General features: G+C 35.3%; 18 protein-coding genes and 1 pseudogene. 16 read left to right on the top strand and 3 right to left on the bottom strand.

All coding sequences use genetic code 11. The annotated features are described in order from the left end of the window. Positions 1-13: 13 nt before the first annotated feature. The 3 genes and pseudogenes from QWZ06_RS03285 (at position 14) to QWZ06_RS28110 (ending at position 2,023) form a co-directional block, all read left to right on the top strand. Positions 14-730, top strand: coding sequence for a class I SAM-dependent methyltransferase (locus tag QWZ06_RS03285; RefSeq protein ID WP_290295692.1), 717 nt, complete (start codon positions 14-16; stop codon positions 728-730). Next, positions 727-1,434 carry a VanW family protein gene (locus tag QWZ06_RS03280; RefSeq protein WP_290295691.1) on the top strand — a complete coding sequence of 236 codons (708 nt, stop codon included), beginning with the start codon at positions 727-729 and terminating at the stop codon, positions 1,432-1,434. Before QWZ06_RS03285 ends, QWZ06_RS03280 begins: the two co-directional genes overlap by 4 nt. Beyond that, positions 1,431-2,023: pseudogene (locus QWZ06_RS28110) on the top strand (acyl carrier protein phosphodiesterase). Before QWZ06_RS03280 ends, QWZ06_RS28110 begins: the two are co-directional and overlap by 4 nt. Here QWZ06_RS28110 and QWZ06_RS03265 read toward each other — a convergent pair. Continuing rightward, the gene (locus tag QWZ06_RS03265; protein ID WP_290295689.1) at positions 2,020-2,520 is read right to left on the bottom strand and encodes a DUF6702 family protein; all 501 of its coding nucleotides are present in this window, start codon (positions 2,518-2,520) and stop codon (positions 2,020-2,022) included. The pseudogene QWZ06_RS28110 and the gene QWZ06_RS03265 overlap by 4 nt on opposite strands. Positions 2,521-2,590: 70 nt before the next feature. On the opposite strand from QWZ06_RS03265, the gene QWZ06_RS03260 reads away from it, so the two are divergent. The 5 genes from QWZ06_RS03260 (at position 2,591) to QWZ06_RS03240 (ending at position 7,678) form a co-directional block, all read left to right on the top strand. Then, complete coding sequence (locus QWZ06_RS03260; RefSeq protein WP_290301287.1) at positions 2,591-3,169, top strand: HupE/UreJ family protein; 579 nt, start codon at positions 2,591-2,593, stop codon at positions 3,167-3,169. Positions 3,170-3,236: 67 nt separating this feature from the next. Continuing rightward, positions 3,237-5,621: a M1 family metallopeptidase gene (locus QWZ06_RS03255; RefSeq protein ID WP_290295688.1), complete on the top strand. Its 2,385-nt coding sequence runs from the start codon at positions 3,237-3,239 to the stop codon at positions 5,619-5,621. Positions 5,622-5,690: 69 nt separating this feature from the next. After that, complete coding sequence (locus QWZ06_RS03250) at positions 5,691-6,530, top strand: hypothetical protein (RefSeq protein WP_290295687.1); 840 nt, start codon at positions 5,691-5,693, stop codon at positions 6,528-6,530. A 132-nt stretch (positions 6,531-6,662) separates the two neighbouring features. Beyond that, positions 6,663-7,385, top strand: coding sequence for a DUF3108 domain-containing protein (locus QWZ06_RS03245; RefSeq protein WP_290295686.1), 723 nt, complete (start codon positions 6,663-6,665; stop codon positions 7,383-7,385). 155 nt (positions 7,386-7,540) lie between these two features. Further along, positions 7,541-7,678 carry a hypothetical protein gene (locus tag QWZ06_RS03240; protein WP_290295685.1) on the top strand — a complete coding sequence of 46 codons (138 nt, stop codon included), beginning with the start codon at positions 7,541-7,543 and terminating at the stop codon, positions 7,676-7,678. A gap of 448 nt (positions 7,679-8,126) precedes the next feature. On the opposite strand, the gene QWZ06_RS03235 is transcribed toward QWZ06_RS03240, so the two are convergent. Both QWZ06_RS03235 and QWZ06_RS03230 read right to left on the bottom strand, forming a co-directional pair. Further along, positions 8,127-8,825 (bottom strand): LytR/AlgR family response regulator transcription factor, encoded by a 699-nt coding sequence (locus QWZ06_RS03235; RefSeq protein WP_290295684.1) that lies wholly within the window; start codon positions 8,823-8,825, stop codon positions 8,127-8,129. 252 nt (positions 8,826-9,077) lie between these two features. Next, positions 9,078-9,785, bottom strand: a complete 708-nt coding sequence (locus QWZ06_RS03230) for a histidine kinase (protein ID WP_290295683.1) — start codon at positions 9,783-9,785, stop codon at positions 9,078-9,080. A gap of 295 nt (positions 9,786-10,080) precedes the next feature. Between QWZ06_RS03230 and QWZ06_RS03225 the strand changes: the two genes are divergently transcribed. From QWZ06_RS03225 to QWZ06_RS03190, 8 genes are all read left to right on the top strand, one after another. Continuing rightward, positions 10,081-10,776 (top strand): DUF2490 domain-containing protein, encoded by a 696-nt coding sequence (locus QWZ06_RS03225; RefSeq protein ID WP_290295681.1) that lies wholly within the window; start codon positions 10,081-10,083, stop codon positions 10,774-10,776. Between the two features lie 24 nt (positions 10,777-10,800). Continuing rightward, positions 10,801-12,087 carry a CitMHS family transporter gene (locus tag QWZ06_RS03220; protein ID WP_290295680.1) on the top strand — a complete coding sequence of 429 codons (1,287 nt, stop codon included), beginning with the start codon at positions 10,801-10,803 and terminating at the stop codon, positions 12,085-12,087. A 46-nt stretch (positions 12,088-12,133) separates the two neighbouring features. Continuing rightward, the gene (locus QWZ06_RS03215; protein WP_290295679.1) at positions 12,134-13,342 is read left to right on the top strand and encodes a cation:dicarboxylate symporter family transporter; all 1,209 of its coding nucleotides are present in this window, start codon (positions 12,134-12,136) and stop codon (positions 13,340-13,342) included. Further along, positions 13,329-14,120, top strand: a complete 792-nt coding sequence (locus tag QWZ06_RS03210) for a TerC family protein (protein WP_290295678.1) — start codon at positions 13,329-13,331, stop codon at positions 14,118-14,120. Before QWZ06_RS03215 ends, QWZ06_RS03210 begins: the two co-directional genes overlap by 14 nt. 115 nt (positions 14,121-14,235) lie before the next feature. Continuing rightward, positions 14,236-14,514 carry a co-chaperone GroES gene (locus QWZ06_RS03205; RefSeq protein WP_034696138.1) on the top strand — a complete coding sequence of 93 codons (279 nt, stop codon included), beginning with the start codon at positions 14,236-14,238 and terminating at the stop codon, positions 14,512-14,514. Positions 14,515-14,623: 109 nt separating this feature from the next. Then, positions 14,624-16,249, top strand: a complete 1,626-nt coding sequence (gene groL, locus QWZ06_RS03200) for a chaperonin GroEL (protein WP_290295677.1) — start codon at positions 14,624-14,626, stop codon at positions 16,247-16,249. 143 nt (positions 16,250-16,392) lie between these two features. Then, the gene (locus tag QWZ06_RS03195) at positions 16,393-17,040 is read left to right on the top strand and encodes an SLATT domain-containing protein (protein ID WP_230038161.1); all 648 of its coding nucleotides are present in this window, start codon (positions 16,393-16,395) and stop codon (positions 17,038-17,040) included. 305 nt (positions 17,041-17,345) lie between these two features. Beyond that, positions 17,346-17,954 carry a hypothetical protein gene (locus QWZ06_RS03190; RefSeq protein ID WP_290295676.1) on the top strand — a complete coding sequence of 203 codons (609 nt, stop codon included), beginning with the start codon at positions 17,346-17,348 and terminating at the stop codon, positions 17,952-17,954. Positions 17,955-18,519: the final 565 nt, after the last annotated feature.

The following is an 18,519-nucleotide window of genomic DNA, read 5'->3' as shown; positions in this document are numbered from 1 at the left end:
GTCAATAAAAATTGTGGAAGTCAATAAAATTGAAGATCTTAACCGAAGATTTTTTCAAATGATGAAAACAAGTATTCTGGAATATTACAGCACCCTCGCTGAATCTTACGATGAGAATCGGTTCGGAAACTCTTACGGGAAATATATTGACCAACAGGAAAGGTCTTTTCTGACTTCTTTTTTCAAAGATAAAAAATATACAAAAGTTTTGGATCTAGGCTGTGGAACAGGTCGCCTCTTAAATTTTGCTACCCATGGAACTGATTTCAGCGAAAATATGTTGAATGTTGCCCGTCAAAAGTATCCTGAAAAAATTCTAACTGTGGGCGAAATTTCGGGAATACCTTTTGATGAAGAATTTGAATGCATATTCTGTTTCCACGTTATCATGCACCAAAACCGGAAAGAGACAAAAGCATTCTTAGATGAATGCTATCAGAAATTAGGCAAGAAAGGCACTTTGATATTTGATTATCCTGTAAAAAGCAGAAAAAAAACAATTTCTCCACAGGAAACCTGGCATGCTGGCAATAGTTTTTCAATTTCAGATATTGCAGAGCTTTCAAAAGATCAATGGAATATTACAAATACGTCCGGAATATTATTTTTTCCTATTCACAGAGTCCCTAAAGCCATAAGAAAATTCTTTCTGCCATTGGATAATTTTCTTTGCCACACTTTTCTGAAAAAATGGGCTTCGTATCACATTTGTGTTTTGGAAAAGAGATGAAACAGCAACTGAAAAATTGGGTTCCTCATTCATGGAAACTGCAGATAAAACTTTTGCAGCGATATATTCATGAACAGAGAAACAAGCATATTTATCCTAAGGAATATCGTTCGGAACATATAGGAGAACATTCAATTCAACTCCGGCAGATTATTAAAAACGCATCTTTTCATCATAATAAAATCCACAATTTAAAAGTAGTTGGAGACAAAATCAATAATCTGATCATCCATCCTGATGAAGTATTTTCTTTCTGGAAATTGATTGGAAAGCCTAATGAAAAGAATAATTTTAAAGAAGGCAGAAACCTCATCAACAATACTATTTCAAGTGATTTTGGGGGTGGAATCTGTCAGTTCTCATCTATTCTATATTATGGATCACTTCAATCGGGATTAAAAATTTTAGAAAGATATCCCCATTCAATGGATATTTATAAAGAAGATGAACGCTTTACTCCTTTAGGTTCAGATTGTACGGTCGTTTACGGCTACAAAGATCTTCAAGTTCAGAATTCTTTTCCGTTTCCTATTCAGTTCAAATGTCACATCAATGATAGTGAACTCCATCTCAGTATTATTTCTCCTGATAAATTAACTTTAAACGAGATTGAATTTAAATATCATGAAATTGAAAAAGGAGTTTGGGTAGAAACACTAAGCAATGGCCAAACTTTGTTTAAAAATTTTTATATTCGTTTATGAATTATCTGGCTCATTCCTTTCTCACTTTTACTGACGGACAAATTGTCGGCCAGTTTTTGGAAGATTTTATCCGAAACCGAGATCGTTTTTCTTTCCCTAAGGAAATTCAGGATGGAATTACCTTACACAGAGCCATCGATACTTTTACCGATTCTCACCCTGCCATTCATGAGGCTAAAAAAGCTTTTGCTCCTTTGGTAAGACTTTATGCCGGAGCTTTTGTAGATGTCTCTATGGATTATTTGTAGCCAATGATCTTTCTCTACATTCACTAGCTGGATGGAAGGCTCATTCTTTAAGAGTCTATAGCGTTCTTAATGCTCACGAGCAATGGTTACCGGAAAATTTCAAAAAAATGCTGACCAAAATGGAACAGGATGACTGGCTTTACAATTATCGTGAAGACTGGGGGATTAAGTTTAGTATTCAAAATGTTTTGAACAAAGCAAAATATCTGGATAAAGATATTCCTGTTTTTGAAGCTTTTTTAAATAATAAAGATTTTCTTCAGGAATGTTATGATGATTTTTTTCCTGATTTGTTGGCACATGCTAAAGGAATCAACACACTGATTCAGTTGGAAAATTAAAACTGTTTGTAGAGATAACGGTTCGGATAGGTTAATTTTTCACTTTTTCTATCTCCATTGACAATGATGTGAACAATATTAATCTGATCATCAAAAAGGTTATACAGAAAACTTACTGCTGTTTCTACTTTTTTAGGATGGGCAACGGGTTCTGATTCCATATAGACATTCACAGATTCCTGATCCTCCTCGTAGCCTACATAATTTACTTTAAGAAACTTATTATCTGTCTTTAGTTTAAAATATTCCTGACAATATTTTTGTAATGCTTCATCAAGCTTTGCTTTATATTGATCATCATTGAAATGAAAAGTTCCACCATATTTTTTTCCAAGACCATTCTCAAGATCGTCAAGGAAAAATCTACCGGTAACTTCAAATGTTTTAGATTTAGAACTATAGTTGATCTCCACAGAACCTACATGATAAGGGTGCCATACAGTAGTAAAAGACAGTAAAAAAACAATCGGGAGCAAAAACAGCCATAATTTCTTCATAAACCCTGACATTTAAATAATGTGTACGAAATTAATCATTATTTTCGTACGCATTATATTTTACTTTATGATGCAGGATTTTCTATTTTATTTAAACCTTGGATGGGAACACATTATTTCCCTGGATGCTTTAGATCATCAGCTTTTTGTTTTGGCTCTGATCGCTGTTTATTCTTATAGTGATTGGAAAAAAATTCTGATCCTCGTCACCGCATTTACCATTGGACATTCCATTACATTAGCATTAAGTATTCTTGATGTTTTCAGAGTACCTTCCGATTGGGTTGAGTTCTTAATTCCTCTCACTATTGTTCTAACATCCCTGGATAATATTATTATGAAAAACCAGAAACAGACGTTAATGCGGGCTAATTACTATCTTGCTCTCATCTTTGGATTGGTTCACGGAATGGGGTTTGCCAATACAGCCAGAGTGATGATTGCTAAAAGCCAAAGCATTGCTGTTCCGCTATTAGGTTTTAATATCGGATTAGAATTAGGGCAGATCGTCATTGTGGGTGCTATCCTTATATTATTGTTTATTCTGCTTACTATTTTTAAGGTCAATAAGAAAGATTGGATTCTTTTTGTCTCATCCGGAGTCTTTGCACTATCCTTAAAAATGACTTTGGAAAGAATTCCTTTCTAAACGTGAAATATTTTCATTTTTTCAACAGCTTATTACTATCTTTGATAATTATTAAATCATTTCGGTTATGAAACTAAAAGTTGTTATACTTTCACTTTCTGTATTTGCCTATACAGGTTTCACCGCACAAAATATTCAGAATAACCCGGGTAGCAATCATGGAAACAAGTTTGAGCAACTGGGAACTATTCTACCAACACCCAACATTTACAGAACAGCTTCCGGAGCACCAGGACACGCCTACTGGCAAAACAGGGCTGATTATAACATTACCGCCTACCTTGACGAGGATAAAAGAAATCTGAAAGGTTCAGAAACGGTAACCTATTACAATAATTCTCCTGACGAACTGGATTATATCTGGCTTCAATTGGACGAAAACGAGCATTCAAGCATCAGGAATGCAGGATATGATAATTCATCAATCCTTCGACCGTCAACAACGGATCAACAGCTTAAGGTAACGGAACTTCCTGTAAAAGATAACGGCTATGGAGTTATTCTGGAAAAAGTAACGGATGCTTCAGGAACTCCACTAAAATACACCGTTAACAAAACCATGATGCGTATTGATCTTCCAAAAGCTTTGAAAAAGGGAGAAAAATTCGTTTTCAAGGTAGATTGGAACTATAATATCTCCAACAGAATGAAGATGGGCGGCCGTGGTGGTTATGAAAATTTTCCTGAAGATGGCAATGATTTGTATACGATGACCCAATGGTATCCAAGAATGTGTGTATACAGTGATTTCCAGGGTTGGCAAAACCATCAGTTCACCGGAAGAGGGGAATTTGCTTTGGTTTTCGGAAACTTTAAAGTGTCTATGAATGTACCGGCAGATCATGTTGTAGGAGGAACCGGAGAATGTAAAAACTATGATCAGGTATTAACATCCGATCAGCTTTCAAGATACAGAAAAGCAGAAAGTGCTTCTGAACCTATAGAAATCGTCACCTTAGATGAGGCTAAAAAAGCAGAAAAGAATCATTCAAAACAAAGAAAAACGTGGGTTTTCGAAGCGAATGATGTAAGAGATTTTGCCTGGACTTCTTCCAGAAAATTTGTTTGGGACGGAATGCGTGTTACGATTCCTGAAAACAATAATAAAGTAATGGCGATGAGTTTTTACCCTAAGGAATCTTACGGACTTTACAGAAAGTTTTCTACAAAGGCTGTCGCTCATACCATTAAAACGTACTCCGAATTTACAATTCCTTACCCATATCCGGTAGCTCAGTCTGTAGAAGCAGCCAACGGAATGGAATATCCAATGATCTGTTTCAACTTCGGAAGAACAGAAAAAGACGGAACCTATTCTGAAGGAACTAAAAACGGAATGATCGGAGTGATTATCCACGAAGTGGGACACAATTTCTTCCCAATGATCATTAATTCTGATGAAAGACAATGGGCATGGATGGATGAAGGACTGAACACGTTCACAGAATATCTTACGGAAGAAAAATGGGATAACAAATTCCCTTCAAAAAGAGGCCCGGCATGGACTATTGTAGATTATATGAAACTTCCGAAGGATCAGCTTGAACCTATCATGAGTAACTCGGAAAATATTGTTCAATATGGCCCGAATGCTTATTCAAAACCTGCCACAGGATTGAATATTCTTCGTGAAACCATTATGGGAAGAGAACTTTTTGATAAAGCTTTTAAAACTTATGCTAAAAGATGGGCCTTCAAGCATCCTGAACCTGCAGACCTTTTCCGTACTATGGAAGATGCCAGCGGTGAAGACCTTGACTGGTTCTGGAGAGGATGGTTCTATGGAACAGACCCTGTAGATATTGCCATTGATAAAGTAACTGTAGCCACCCCAAATCTTGATACAGATCCAAAAGCGGCCACTGAAGTAAAATATCAGGTGGATAAGCCTTTGGTAAACAGCTTTGAAGATCTTTCGAAAATCAGAAACAGAGAAGATAAGAATATTACATTCTATGTTGATCAAGATAAAGAGGTTCAAGATTTCTATTACCGATATGACAGAGGGCAGGAAAAAGCAAACACTAAAGAATATACTAATAAAGTAGAAGCTACTCTTCCTTTAGATGCTAAGGATAAAGAGAAATTCAAAAATATTACTGCTTATCAGATAGACTTTCTAAACAAAGGCGGATTGGTAATGCCTATTATCCTTGAATTCACCTTTGAAGATGGTTCAAAATTATATGATAAATCCTCTGCACAAATCTGGAGATTGAACGAACAAAAAGTTTCTAAAACATATTATTTTGACAAGAAGTTGAAATCAATTCAGCTCGATCCAATGAGAGAAATAGCCGATATTGATACGACCAATAACTTATGGACAAGCAATGGTTCTGGTGGTGAAACTTCAAAATTCCAACTCTTTAAACAAAAACAAGAAGGAAATTCCGCAAGAGGAAGTTCAAACGGAAAGGTAAACCCAATGCAGGCGGCAGGAAAAGGCTAATACAATCTTAACAATAACCATGAAAAAACTTACTGCATTATTGCTGTTCATTGCAACAGCTCCTACTCTATGTGCCCAATCACTACAATTTTACACGGGCAAAGAGACTTCCTCCCTATTGAAATCCTTATGGAGGATGGAAGTACCAAAAAAGGATTTGCTCAGGATTTTATGCTTCCTGATGTTGCTACTTTTCAATTTATAGGAGGAAACAGCGAGAAAAATGCTCATTTAGACAGAAAAGAGGTCAAATTCAAATCATCTAAGGATGATAAAGATATACAACTGGTTCCGGTATCAGACATTAAAAGTCTTATCTATACCAACGAGGATACCAAGGAAACTTTTCAACTGGATAAGCGAATTGTAAAGGAAATCAATAACGATCTGGAAATGGAATCAAAAGGGAAAGTATTAATGCTTCCTCTAATGGAAAAAGGGCCAATCAATCTTTACGGATATAGAAGTATGACGTGCAGAGCAAATTTTGGAAATAACTTTTCTACAGGATTTGACGGAAACGAAGATACTTGCCAGTTGATGTATGTCATGATTTACCTTAGTAAACCCAATGAAACGGTTGCTGTTGCACCTGTAGATTTCAGCTCCTTAAGTCCATTGGCTCTATTTAATATGAAAACGCTCTATAAAAAGTTTTATAAAGCCTACGAAATTGCTGGTGCCGATTGTCCTGAGTTTTTGAAAAAGGTAGATGAAGCAAGAAAAAATGATTATTTCTCTAATAAGACCTTCAAAGAAAATAAAAAAGAATCCGATGCAGAAAGAAAGGCTTTAGTTAAAGGGAAAAAAGGCGCAGAAGCCGCAAAGATCAATATGCATTACAAAACTGAGCTATATACTAAAATGTATAAAAAGCTCATTGATGATTATAAACAAACTTGTCAATAAGATGAAATCAAAAGTTCACCCATACGGTGAACTTTTTCTTTTTATAAAAAACAATTCTGAGTCCGAAAACAATTAAATATCAAAAGGTTGTAACTTTTAATCTGTATCCTACTACTTATTAGTAAAAAGACCATGAGAACATTTCTTTTCCTTTTACTATTAAATAGTGTCCATTTTTTTTCACAAAACCTGCTTACTCCTAAAAATGCAGGCATTGATTCAAAATTAATCAAAGATGAAACTTCTGAATTATTATGGTATGCTGAAAATGCCGGCACAAAAATAGAGATCGGAAGCATCATTACAGAAATCAAAAAGCTAAACAAAAAAGATCTTCTTATTAAGACCATTGTAAAAATGAAACAGGCTCCGGATGCTAAATGGACAGATTCTACTATTGTAAAATCTTCAGACTTCAGTCCGGTATATCATTCGTCTTATAATTCAATGCGAGACATGGTTCTCAAATCTGGCAAAGATAAAGTCACCGGATATTACCTTGATAAAAAATCGCAAAAGAAAGATATTATCGACCTCCCTGCCACCCATTATTTTGACAGCAGCAGCTATGCTATGCTCATAAGATTTCTTCCTCTGAAAGAACACTACACTTCCGAAATTTCCATTTTTGATTACAACCCAAAATCTGAAAAAAAAGGAATGATGAAAGCTTGTATTCTGGAAACAAAGAAGTCTGAATATAAAGGGAAATCGGTATGGATGGTAAAAACGACTGATGACATCAACAACAAATCAACTATAGTAACCTACTATATTGATCCTATTACGAGAAAAATCGTAAAACAGGATATAGACATGGGCGGAAGAAAAATGCTTATGGAAGCCATCCAATAAATTACTGAAAATCAAACATCAACAACCCACTCCAGTCTATATACAGCATAACACTCTGACTTAAAAAGTTTTATATTTGAATCACGATAAACACCAAACGTCAAAAACCTGATTGACTATAAATGCTCAGGAACGTACAAATCAAAATATTACTTATGAAAAATGGCAAATTACTAAGCAGAGATGCTCAAAAGACCTTCAATGGCGGAGCTGCGGGCAGACTTGTATGCTGTGAACGCGATGACAACGGAAAATGTATTTTATGGATCGGCCCTGGATACAACTGTCCTTAGTTCGATGATTTGATAACAATTGAGAATAAAGCCGGAACTTTCCGGCTTTATCTGTTTATATTTTCACCACCCACACCATTACCTACTGATAATCAAAAATTTATTTCAAAAAAAGTTAATAAAATATATCACACAAAAAGGAAAAAATAGTATCTTTGATTCACTTCTTTTACACCAAATGTCAAAATCCTGATTGACTTTAAATGTTCAGGGATGTACAAATCAAAATATTATTAACTATGAAAAATGCTAAATCATTAAGCAGAGATGCCCAAAAATCAATCAATGGCGGAGCTGCAGGACGTTATTGTTGTGAATACAACTACAAAGGTCAATGTATCCTATGGATTACTGGTAATCAATCTTGTCCATAATGGAACTGATCGAATAAAAATCTAAAAGACTGCCTTACAGGTCATATCACTTGACTTTTAAGGCGGTCTTTTTGTTAATTTAAATGGGCTTTCAAATTCTTTTTATACGTTCGTCCCAATGGAAGCTCTTCGCCACTCTTCAAAAAAACATGGCTGGAATTATAAGAGTTGATATGTTTTGACAATACAATATAAGATTTGTGAATCCTGATGAATCCAAAATGTTGAAATTTCTCTTCAAAATTGGACATCCTTTCCAGGATCATATATTTTTTCAGAGGAGTCATCAAAACAATATACTCACCAAACCCCTGTATCCAAAGAATATCTTTAAGAAAGACTTTATTCATCACATAATTGGATTTGAACATAATATAATCTTCCTGGTGCTGACTGTTAGCAGAACTTTTAAACTGAACAAAATCTCTTGCTTTATTGACTGCTTTTTTAAAGGTATCAAAATCTACAGGCTTGATAAGATAATGAACGACGTCCAATTCAAATGCTTTCACTGCATATTTTGTTTCCAAAGTAACGAAAATACATAACGGCGGATCGGGAAGCTGTTGTAAAAGCTCTACTCCATTCATTCCCGGCATATTGATATCAAAAACAACCAGATCCACTTTATTCACTTTCAGGAAAGCCAGTGCTTCTTCCGGTTTCTGAAATGAAGCCAGCAGTTCAACCCCTTCAAGCTGATCGCAATATTGTTTTATAAGCTGCAATGCAGGATATTCATCATCTACATTAACGATAGTCAGATTAGCCATTGATAGTAATTGTTAAAGCAATTTTATATTGATCATTCTCTTTAGGCCCTGAATAAAATTCATACTGATCCGGATAAAACTTTTCCAATATATGAATAATTGCTTCATTGCCCAATCCGTGATAATTAGATTCAGCTACGTGAATTCTATCTTTCCCTACCGAATTTATAATTTCAAAATACAATTCAGAACGCTCAATATTACAGAATAATTTTATAAAACCATGAGGATCTTCTCCAATTGCTGAGTGTTTTAAAGAATTTCAAATAAAGTAAGAAATATTGCGGACGGAATTTCTGCAATGTCAAATTCTTCCTGATCTTCAATACCCATAACAATATCAAGCTGATTATTATATTTAAGCTGATACAAAGCGGCAAGGGCTTTCAATGAAGAAAATTCCTGAGAAACTGTTACTTTTTCTTTTCCACTGTCATAAATAATATATTTCAGAAGCTTGCTTAACTGCAAAATAGAGTCTGAAGTTTTTTCAGAATGGGTAAAACTGTTGGCATATATATTATTAAGAGTATTCAGTAAAAAATGAGGATTCAGCTTAGACTTCAGTAAATCGAGATAAAGCTGATCTTTTTCTTCACCAAGGTTGATCACATCCTGTTCTATTAAAAATTTGTCTTTCGTAATTCCCAAAAAAGAAGCCACAAGAATGATTACTCCCTGCGAGATGTATATGTTGTACAGAAAACCAACATGATAACTTTTTTCGCTAAAATCAATCTGAAAAACAGCCGGTTCCCATAGAATTCTGAAAAGACTGGATACCAGAAAACAGATTAAAGCATAAAGAATAAATTCCGGATACTTATTGGATAAATAAAATCTGGGCACCAGATAATAGTAGACCAGATAGTAAATTCCCACATTGAAAATTGTATTCAAAATAATGCTTATCACCAACTGAGTTGAATCCAGGAAGTAGTTTTCGGTGAAATAAGTCATCAAAATGAAGATAAAAAGGAAAAAAATATGCTGAAACCTCAACAAAAACTTCCAACGGTACTCCATAAGGCTTTTCAGAATCTTACCACTAAATAAAATTCTGATAATCAATAATATAATAATAAAATTAATGATTAAAAACATAGTCCATACCTTATTTTGAAACGCATCAAATATAATATCTTTTTGTCTCAAAATGCAGTTCGTTGAGAAAAACTGTCATTGATTGAAAAAATCCAAGTCCGCTCATTCTAATAAATATATTTGAGAAATCGCAATATTAATCAAATATTACATGAAATTTAATATACAATTAACCCTTATTTTATCATTTTGCCTTCTTAATGGTCTTTTATATGGTCAGAGTAAAGACAATTACAATATGTGGTTCCAGTACCTCCTGTCGGCAAAGCTTACTGATAAAAGTACTTTAACAGCACTTACCCAATACCGTTCCTTCGATCTGGCCTACGACACAAGGCTTTTCCTTGCTAATGCTTATGTAGATTATGAAGTAGCAGAAAATATAAGACCTGCGGCAGGTTTTATGTTTTTGGTACTTGAATCTTATAATGCAGACGATTCTAAAAAGATAAGATATGAAAAAAGACCTTTCCAACAAGTAACCGCTGATTATTTTATTGGCAGAACCTCCATTTCCAACCGCCTTAGAGTGGAGGAGCGTTTTCTCAGCAATCCTGATGAGTTTGAAGTCAGGATCCGATACCTGATCTCTGTAAGAATTCCTTTCAATAAAAAAGGAGAAAAAGAAAAGCTCTATGGTATTCTTAAAAATGAAATCAGAATGAATGTTGATAGACTTGAACCCTTCGACAGCAACCGTATTACAGCAGGTTTGGGGATAAAAGTGGGAAAAAATTCCGCTTTGGAACTCGCCTTTATCAATCAAATGGAAACCCAAAAAACGAGTAACTACGGATTTATAGGTTTCAGAAACAGTTTTGACTGGAGAAAAAAGAAACAACAATAACCTCAATACAATTTACACTACACTATGCTTACATTTCTTGGTTTTTTAATGATATTCATCTTTATGATCCTCATCATGAACAAAAAGATGACTCCGCTTACTGCTTTGGTTCTAGTGCCTGTTCTTATTGCTGTAGTTGCAGGATTCGGGCCTGATCTTGGTAAAATGATGAAAGATGGAGTAAAAGAAATAGCACTTACGGGAGTGATGCTGATTTTTGCCATCCTGTATTTCAGTCTGATGATTGATACCGGGCTTTTTGAACCTCTTGTGAATGCCATATTAAAGGCTGTAGGAGATAATCCTGTAAAAACAACCATCGGAACAGCTCTTCTCACCACTTTAGTTTCTTTAGACGGTGATGGCTCTTCCACTTACATTATTGTAGTGGCTGCATTACTCCCACTTTATAAAAAGCAGGGTATGAATCCTTTGGTTTTAACCTGTATCATTATGCTTGCAGGAGGTATTATGAACATTTTACCATGGGGAGGGCCAACTGCGAGAGTGATGAGTTCTCTTAAATTGGGACATACTGAAATATTTGTCCCTATGATTCCTGTTATGCTGATCGGTCTCGTGTGGGTATTTTTCGTTGCCTATATTCTGGGAGTACGGGAGAAAAAAAGAATAGCCAAACATGGGAAATACACCCAATACAGCGGACAGGACATTGCCGGTGAGAATGACCCTGCATTAAGACGTCCGAAACTTATTCTCATCAATCTGATCCTGACCATTGTTCTCCTTTGTGTTATGATTCTTGATATTATTCCTTTGGGAATTGCTTTTATGATTGCGTTCTGTATCGCTTCTCTGATCAATTATCCGAAACTGAAAGACCAGCAGAAAATTATTTCAAAACATGCAGGAAATGCCTTATCGGTGGCAGGAATGATCTTCGGAGCAGGAATTTTCACAGGAATCCTGAATGGAACCGGAATTATGAATGCTATGGGAAACAGTATTATCAATATTATTCCTAAAACATGGGGTGGCTATTTGAATATCATCACTGCTATATTCAGTGTCCCACTTACCTTCTTCCTGACTAATGATGCTTATTATTTCGGAATATTACCTGTAATTACAGCTACTGGCAGTCAATTGAATATACCTCCTGATATTTTGGGACGTGCCAGTCTTGTGGGGCAGGCTTCTCATTTATTAAGTCCTTTAGTGCCTTCCACTTATTTGTTGGTTTCACTAGCGGGTGTTGAATTTTCTGACCATTTGAAATTTACCTTAAAATGGGCTATAGGATCATCCATCGTGATGTTACTGGGTGCTTTGATTCTTGGTATTATATAAGATTATATCTTTGAACTTCGCAATCTTATCATATAAAAAGTGGATAATGAAACCTTTTAAGCAAAAAACATTTACAGACTCCTATTTAAGAAACCTTACGCTTTATGTATTCACAGCAATAATCTGTGGAGCATTGACCGGTTATTATTTTCCGGAGGTCAGTAAAAATCTGGAAAAAGTAAGCAGTTACTTTTTCATGCTTCTTGAAGTGCTGATTATTCCTGTTATTTTTATTGCTGTCACTTATGGGATAAGCTACATTTTCAGCACCAAAAATGTTTTTAAAATTGTAACCCAGATGGTTGTTTATTTTTTAATCATCACCTCTATAAGTATTGTTCTGGGGATTGGTTCTGGGTTACTTTTAAAACCGGGAGCCAATACAGGAATTATTATTTCTTCACATAAAGCACTTCCCGAAAGATTTTTGACAAGGACGACAAATCCTTTACACATTAGCAACTATCTCGTTTTTCTTTTCCTATCAATATCAGCTGGTATCCTGATTGGTCTTTCGAAGAAAAGAAATGTGATCTTTAAAGTTTTAGACTCAGGAAGAAATTTATTTTTCAAACTTATCAAATATGTTTATATATTTCTTCCGATCGTTATTTTTTCCAATATCGCTTATGGAATTTCAGTATATGGAATTAATACATTATTGCCACTAAGTAAGATTGTCGCTACGGTATATCTCACCAGTGTATTTTTTATTTTCGGAGTATTAGGAGTGATCACCGCTTATTTTAAGATCAATCTTTGGGATTTCCTGATCAGCATTAAAGAAGAAATCATTCTTGTAGTGGCCACTTCTTCTTCAAAAATGGCATTCCCGATGATCTTTGATAAAATGGAATCACAAGGTTACGACCGGAAAATTCTTCGGCTTGTGATTCCTCTTGGGTACAATTTTAATCTGGCGGGAGCATGCATTTATCTTTCCATTTCATGTATTTTCCTGATCCAGTTTTATAATATCCCTCTTACCATAAAAGACTATTTCTGGCTTTTTATCACCATTTCCATTGCTTCAAAAACAGCTTCGGGAGTTCCTGGATCGGGCTTCCTTGCGTTGATGTTTACTTTAAGCAGGTTTGGAAAAATTCCTACTACAGATCTTGCCCTTTTATACAGCATAGACCGCTTTATGAATGAAGCCCGATCGGTCACCAATTTCATCGACATTTCAGTTTCTGCCGCCATTATTTCAAAACTTAATCAAAATTCTATTCCTTTAAAAAATGATGTTTCCTGATTTCACCTACCTCTTCAATGACTTATTACAAAACCCCGCAAAATCAATAGCCATTATCGGCAATCTTATCCTTATCGAAAGCCTTCTCTCTGTAGACAATGCAGCAGTATTGGCAACGATCGTAATGGATCTCCCCGAAAATCAAAGGAAAAAAGCCCTGAAATACGGAATTATCGGAGCATATGTATTTCGTGGACTGGCTCTTATTTTCGCTTCCGTACTGATTTCCGTCTGGTGGCTGAAACCGTTGGGAGGACTGTACCTGATCTATATCTCCTTGGACTGGTTTATTAAAAAGATTAAAAATAAAGACAATGAAGATGGTGCAGAGGAAAATCCGGACAAAGAATCCAGTTGGCTGTATAAAAATTCGATTGGATTATTGGGGCAGTTCTGGGCAACGGTTGCTATTGTAGAGATTATGGATCTTGCTTTTTCTATAGATAATGTTTTTGCAGCAGTAGCTTTCTCCGACAATTTACTTTTGATTACCATTGGCGTTTTTATAGGAATTTTGGCGATGAGATTTATTGCACAATGGTTTGTTCGTCTTATGCAGGTATTTCCTTTTCTGGAAACGGCAGCTTTTATAGTGATTGCTATTTTAGGAGTTAAACTAAGTTTATCATTATATGAGCACTTCTACCCTGCTACGGCATTTGCTCACTTTCTGGCCAGTCATACCATGGAAATTTTAGTGTCTTTCATTACCGTTCTTTTGTTTATAGTCCCTGTAGCGACGAGCTATCTTTTTGGATTTCCAGCCCGCAAAAAATAATTTTTCTGCCAAATTTTCACATTCCTAAGTAAAAGTCTGCCATTTCAGCCATCCCCGTCTCATGGCATACATTTAGAGAATTACAACACAGAAATAATTAAAAAATAAATATATTATGTCAGTAAACTTTAAACCATTGGCAGACAGAGTTCTGGTAGAGCCAATCGCAGCAGAAACTAAAACAGCTTCAGGTATTATTATCCCGGATACTGCAAAGGAAAAGCCGCAAGAAGGTACTGTAGTGGCAGTAGGCCCTGGTAAAAAAGATGAGCCTACCACTGTTCAGGTAGGTGACAAAGTTCTTTATGGAAAATATTCAGGTGCTGAATTGAAGTTAGAAGGTAAAGATTACTTAATTGTAAGAGAAGCTGATTTATTAGGAATTATCGGATAAGACTCCAGATTTCAGACATCAGATTTCAGACTTAAAACTGAATAAAAATAATTTTCAAATAATGCTTGGCGTCTAATATCTGACGTCTAACATCTAATATCTAAATAAAATGGCAAAAGAAATAAAATTCGATATTGAATCAAGAGACGCTCTAAAGAGAGGTGTAGATGCATTGGCTAATGCAGTAAAAGTAACTTTAGGTCCTAAAGGTAGAAATGTAGTTATCGAAAAATCTTTCGGTGCTCCACACGTAACTAAGGATGGTGTTTCTGTTGCAAAAGAAATCGAACTTGAAGACAGAGTAGAAAATATGGGAGCGCAAATGGTAAAAGAAGTTGCGTCCAAAACTAATGATATCGCAGGAGACGGTACTACTACCGCTACTGTATTGGCACAGGCTATCGTAAGAGAAGGTCTTAAGAACGTAGCTGCAGGTGCTAACCCAATGGATCTTAAAAGAGGGATCGACAAAGCAGTAACTGCTGTTGTTGAAAACCTTAAAGCACAGTCTCAGACTGTTGGAGATTCTACAGAAATGGTAAAGCAAGTAGCTTCTGTTTCTGCTAACAACGACGAAACTATCGGTGCTCTAATCGCTGAAGCTTTCGGAAAAGTTGGAAAAGAAGGTGTAATCACTGTAGAAGAAGCTAAAGGTATCGATACAACAGTTGATGTTGTAGAAGGTATGCAGTTTGACAGAGGGTACCAGTCACCTTACTTCGTGACTAACCCTGAGAAAATGTTAGCTGAACTAGAAAACCCATATATCCTTTTAGTAGAGAAGAAAATTTCTTCAATGAAAGAATTACTTCCAGTTCTTGAGCCAATTGCACAAGGTGGTAAGTCTCTATTAATTATCTCTGAAGAAGTTGAAGGGGAAGCTTTAGCTACTTTAGTAGTCAACAAACTAAGAGGTTCTCTTAAAATTGCTGCTGTAAAAGCTCCAGGATTCGGAGACAGAAGAAAAGCAATGTTAGAAGATATCGCAATCCTTACAGGTGGACAGGTGATCTCTGAAGAGCAAGGTTTCACTATGGAAAACATCTCTTTAGATATGCTTGGAACGGCTGAGAAAGTAACGATCGACAAAGACAACACAACTGTTGTAAACGGTGGTGGTGACGAAGCGAAAATCAAAGGAAGAGTAGCTCAGATCAAAGCTCAGATGGAAACTACAACTTCTGACTACGACAGAGAGAAACTTCAGGAAAGATTAGCTAAGTTAGCTGGTGGTGTTGCTGTACTTTATGTAGGTGCTGCTTCTGAAGTAGAAATGAAAGAGAAAAAAGACAGAGTTGATGATGCCCTTCACGCTACAAGAGCAGCTGTTGAAGAAGGTATCGTAGCTGGTGGTGGTGTTGCTTTAGTAAGAGCAATCAAGTCATTAGACAGCATCTCAGGAATCAACGCTGACGAAAACACTGGTATCAAAATCGTTAAGAGAGCGATCGAGGAGCCATTAAGACAAATCGTTGCTAACGCAGGTGGTGAAGGTTCTGTAATCGTTGCTAAAGTAGCAGAAGGAACAGGAGACTTCGGATACAATGCGAAAACTGACGAGTATGTTCAAATGCTTGAAGCAGGAATCATTGACCCAACTAAAGTAACAAGAGTTGCCCTTGAAAATGCAGCTTCTGTATCTGGAATGCTTTTAACAACTGAATGTGTTATCACTGAAGTGAAGAGCGCTGAACCAGCTATGCCAATGGGTGGTGGAATGCCAGGAATGATGTAATAGCAAGTCGCTAAGACAAATTTAATATATTAACCGCTCTGCTTTTGTAGAGCGGTTTTTTTACAGTTTTCCGTAAGGAAGTATTATTTCGTTATTTTAAATTTAGATCAACAAATCTAAATATTCTATAAAAACTTTTACCTATGTCAAATACACAACAGAGAAGATATAGCGACTACTTAAATAAAACGTTCCTAGAAGAGTTAAATTACAAAATATGGGTTACTAAAGGTTGTAGGTTTAATGCCAGTTCCAGGCTCATAAGAACTGGGAAATTATCAAACCTTGCAATAAATATGATTTCTGTTTATTTGACAATTGCTGGTTTAATTACTGTCTATAATATAAATTCGAAAATTATTGACGACAATTTATTAGCATATTTAATAACTAGCTTGTCAATTCTTGCTCTAGTATTCGGGCAAATAGAAAGCTCAAAAGATTATACGCTGAAATCTAAAGAATTTCATAATTGTGGTCTTGAATTATCTGAGATTTACAATAAGCTTAGAATTTTTAAAACTCTTGAAGAAAATCCTTCTCAGGAAAGAAAAAATCAATTCACTGAAGAAATATCTATTTCCTATCAAAAAGTACTTGAGAAATACGACAATCATTTACAAATAGACAATAATATTTTCAAAACAAAAAAAGCAAGTTATCATGAATTGAATTATTGGCAAATAATAAAATATAAATCTGAGTACTATTTACATTCATATTTTCTTTATCATATTTTAATTATTGTACCAGCAATCCTTATCATACTCTTAATAGTTTACCGCAACTAAAAAGATCAATTATGTAATTAATAATCTTTGAATACAACGCTGAAAGTATATTCAAACGCTTGAAGCAGAAATTATTGACCCAACTAAAATAACAAGAGTTACCCTTGAAAACGCAGCTTCTGTATCTGGAATGCTTTAACAACTGAATGTGTAATCACTGAAGTGAAGAGTACTGAACCAGCTATGCCAATGGGTGGTGGAATGCTAGGAATGATGTAGTAGCAAGTCGCTAAGACAAATTTAATATATAAACCGTTCTGCTTTTGTGGGGCGGTTTTTTTATATTTGATGAATAACTATAACACATGAAAAAAATACTGTCTATTTTACTTTTCTTCTTTACAAGTATTTTTGTTTTTTCGCAACAGAATGAAAAAAACGGATTTCTTTTAATACCCAAAATCAATGATATTATAGATTTAGTAAAAAAGATAAAGCCTAATACGGATTATAAAATTTGGGCTTTGGTACATTATGATTTTAAAACCAATAATATACTCTATCAAAAAGGAAATAGGAAGATAAATCCTAAGCGTACAGAAAGCGACTCCTATGGATTTTTCCCTTGTCTGCCTGGAGGTTGCTATTCCTATTTTTATGCCATAAACAAGAATAATAAGCCAGAATATATTACCCATGGAAAAGAACTGTATCATTTTCTTGGCGAAATAAATAACATTGAAGAAGCCATGTTTGTTGCTATGTTATATGGATATGTAATGGATCAGGATTATAAAAACGGAAACATCTACAAAGAATCTAAAGATGAATTTATTTTATACTTATCCAAAATCTCTACATCACCTTCATTGAAAAAAGAAGGCTTTATGATTACAATCAAAAAAAATGGTGAATTAACCGCAAAATCGGACGGAATATATCATTATAATCCTGATGTAAGAATTGATATATAAAAAATACGCTGTATCACATAGTATTGGCAAAAGTGTCTCCCAAACTCATCATTTGAGGTTCCAGATATATTGGTTGAGGTTCTGAAACGCTATTTTGATGTTCCGAAATGCTCCTATGAGGTCTTCAGGTCTTGCTGAGAGGTTGGGAATACCAAATTTCCGGTTGGAGAACCCCAACGGAGGAGTTCTATACACCATCGGAGGAGTTTAGAACCGCAAAGGAATATTCTGGAACCATTAAGTAATGGTTAACAGAAAGACAGATTGTATGTGGTAGCAGAATGGTAAATTAATAGACTACCCTTCTGCTTTTTGTAGAACAGTTTTTTATTTGTAAGGCTTAAATTCTGGGCAAAGATAGCCGGATTGGCATCCTTGTCAAGGTTTAAAACCTTGACAAGGATATACAACTAAAGTAGCAAGAGTTGCCTTGAAACACTGCTTCTGTACCTGGAATGCTTCTTACAACTGAATGTGTTATCACTGAAGTAAAGAGCGCTGAACCAGCCATGCCAATGGGTGGTGGAATGCCAGGAATGATGTAATAGCACGTCGCTAAGACAAA

The sequence above is a fragment of the Chryseobacterium tructae genome, assembly GCF_030409875.1.
Lineage (GTDB): Bacteria > Bacteroidota > Bacteroidia > Flavobacteriales > Weeksellaceae > Chryseobacterium > Chryseobacterium tructae.
Note: the sequence above shows the minus strand (reverse complement) of the source record. Positions and strands in the feature narration are given on the sequence as shown.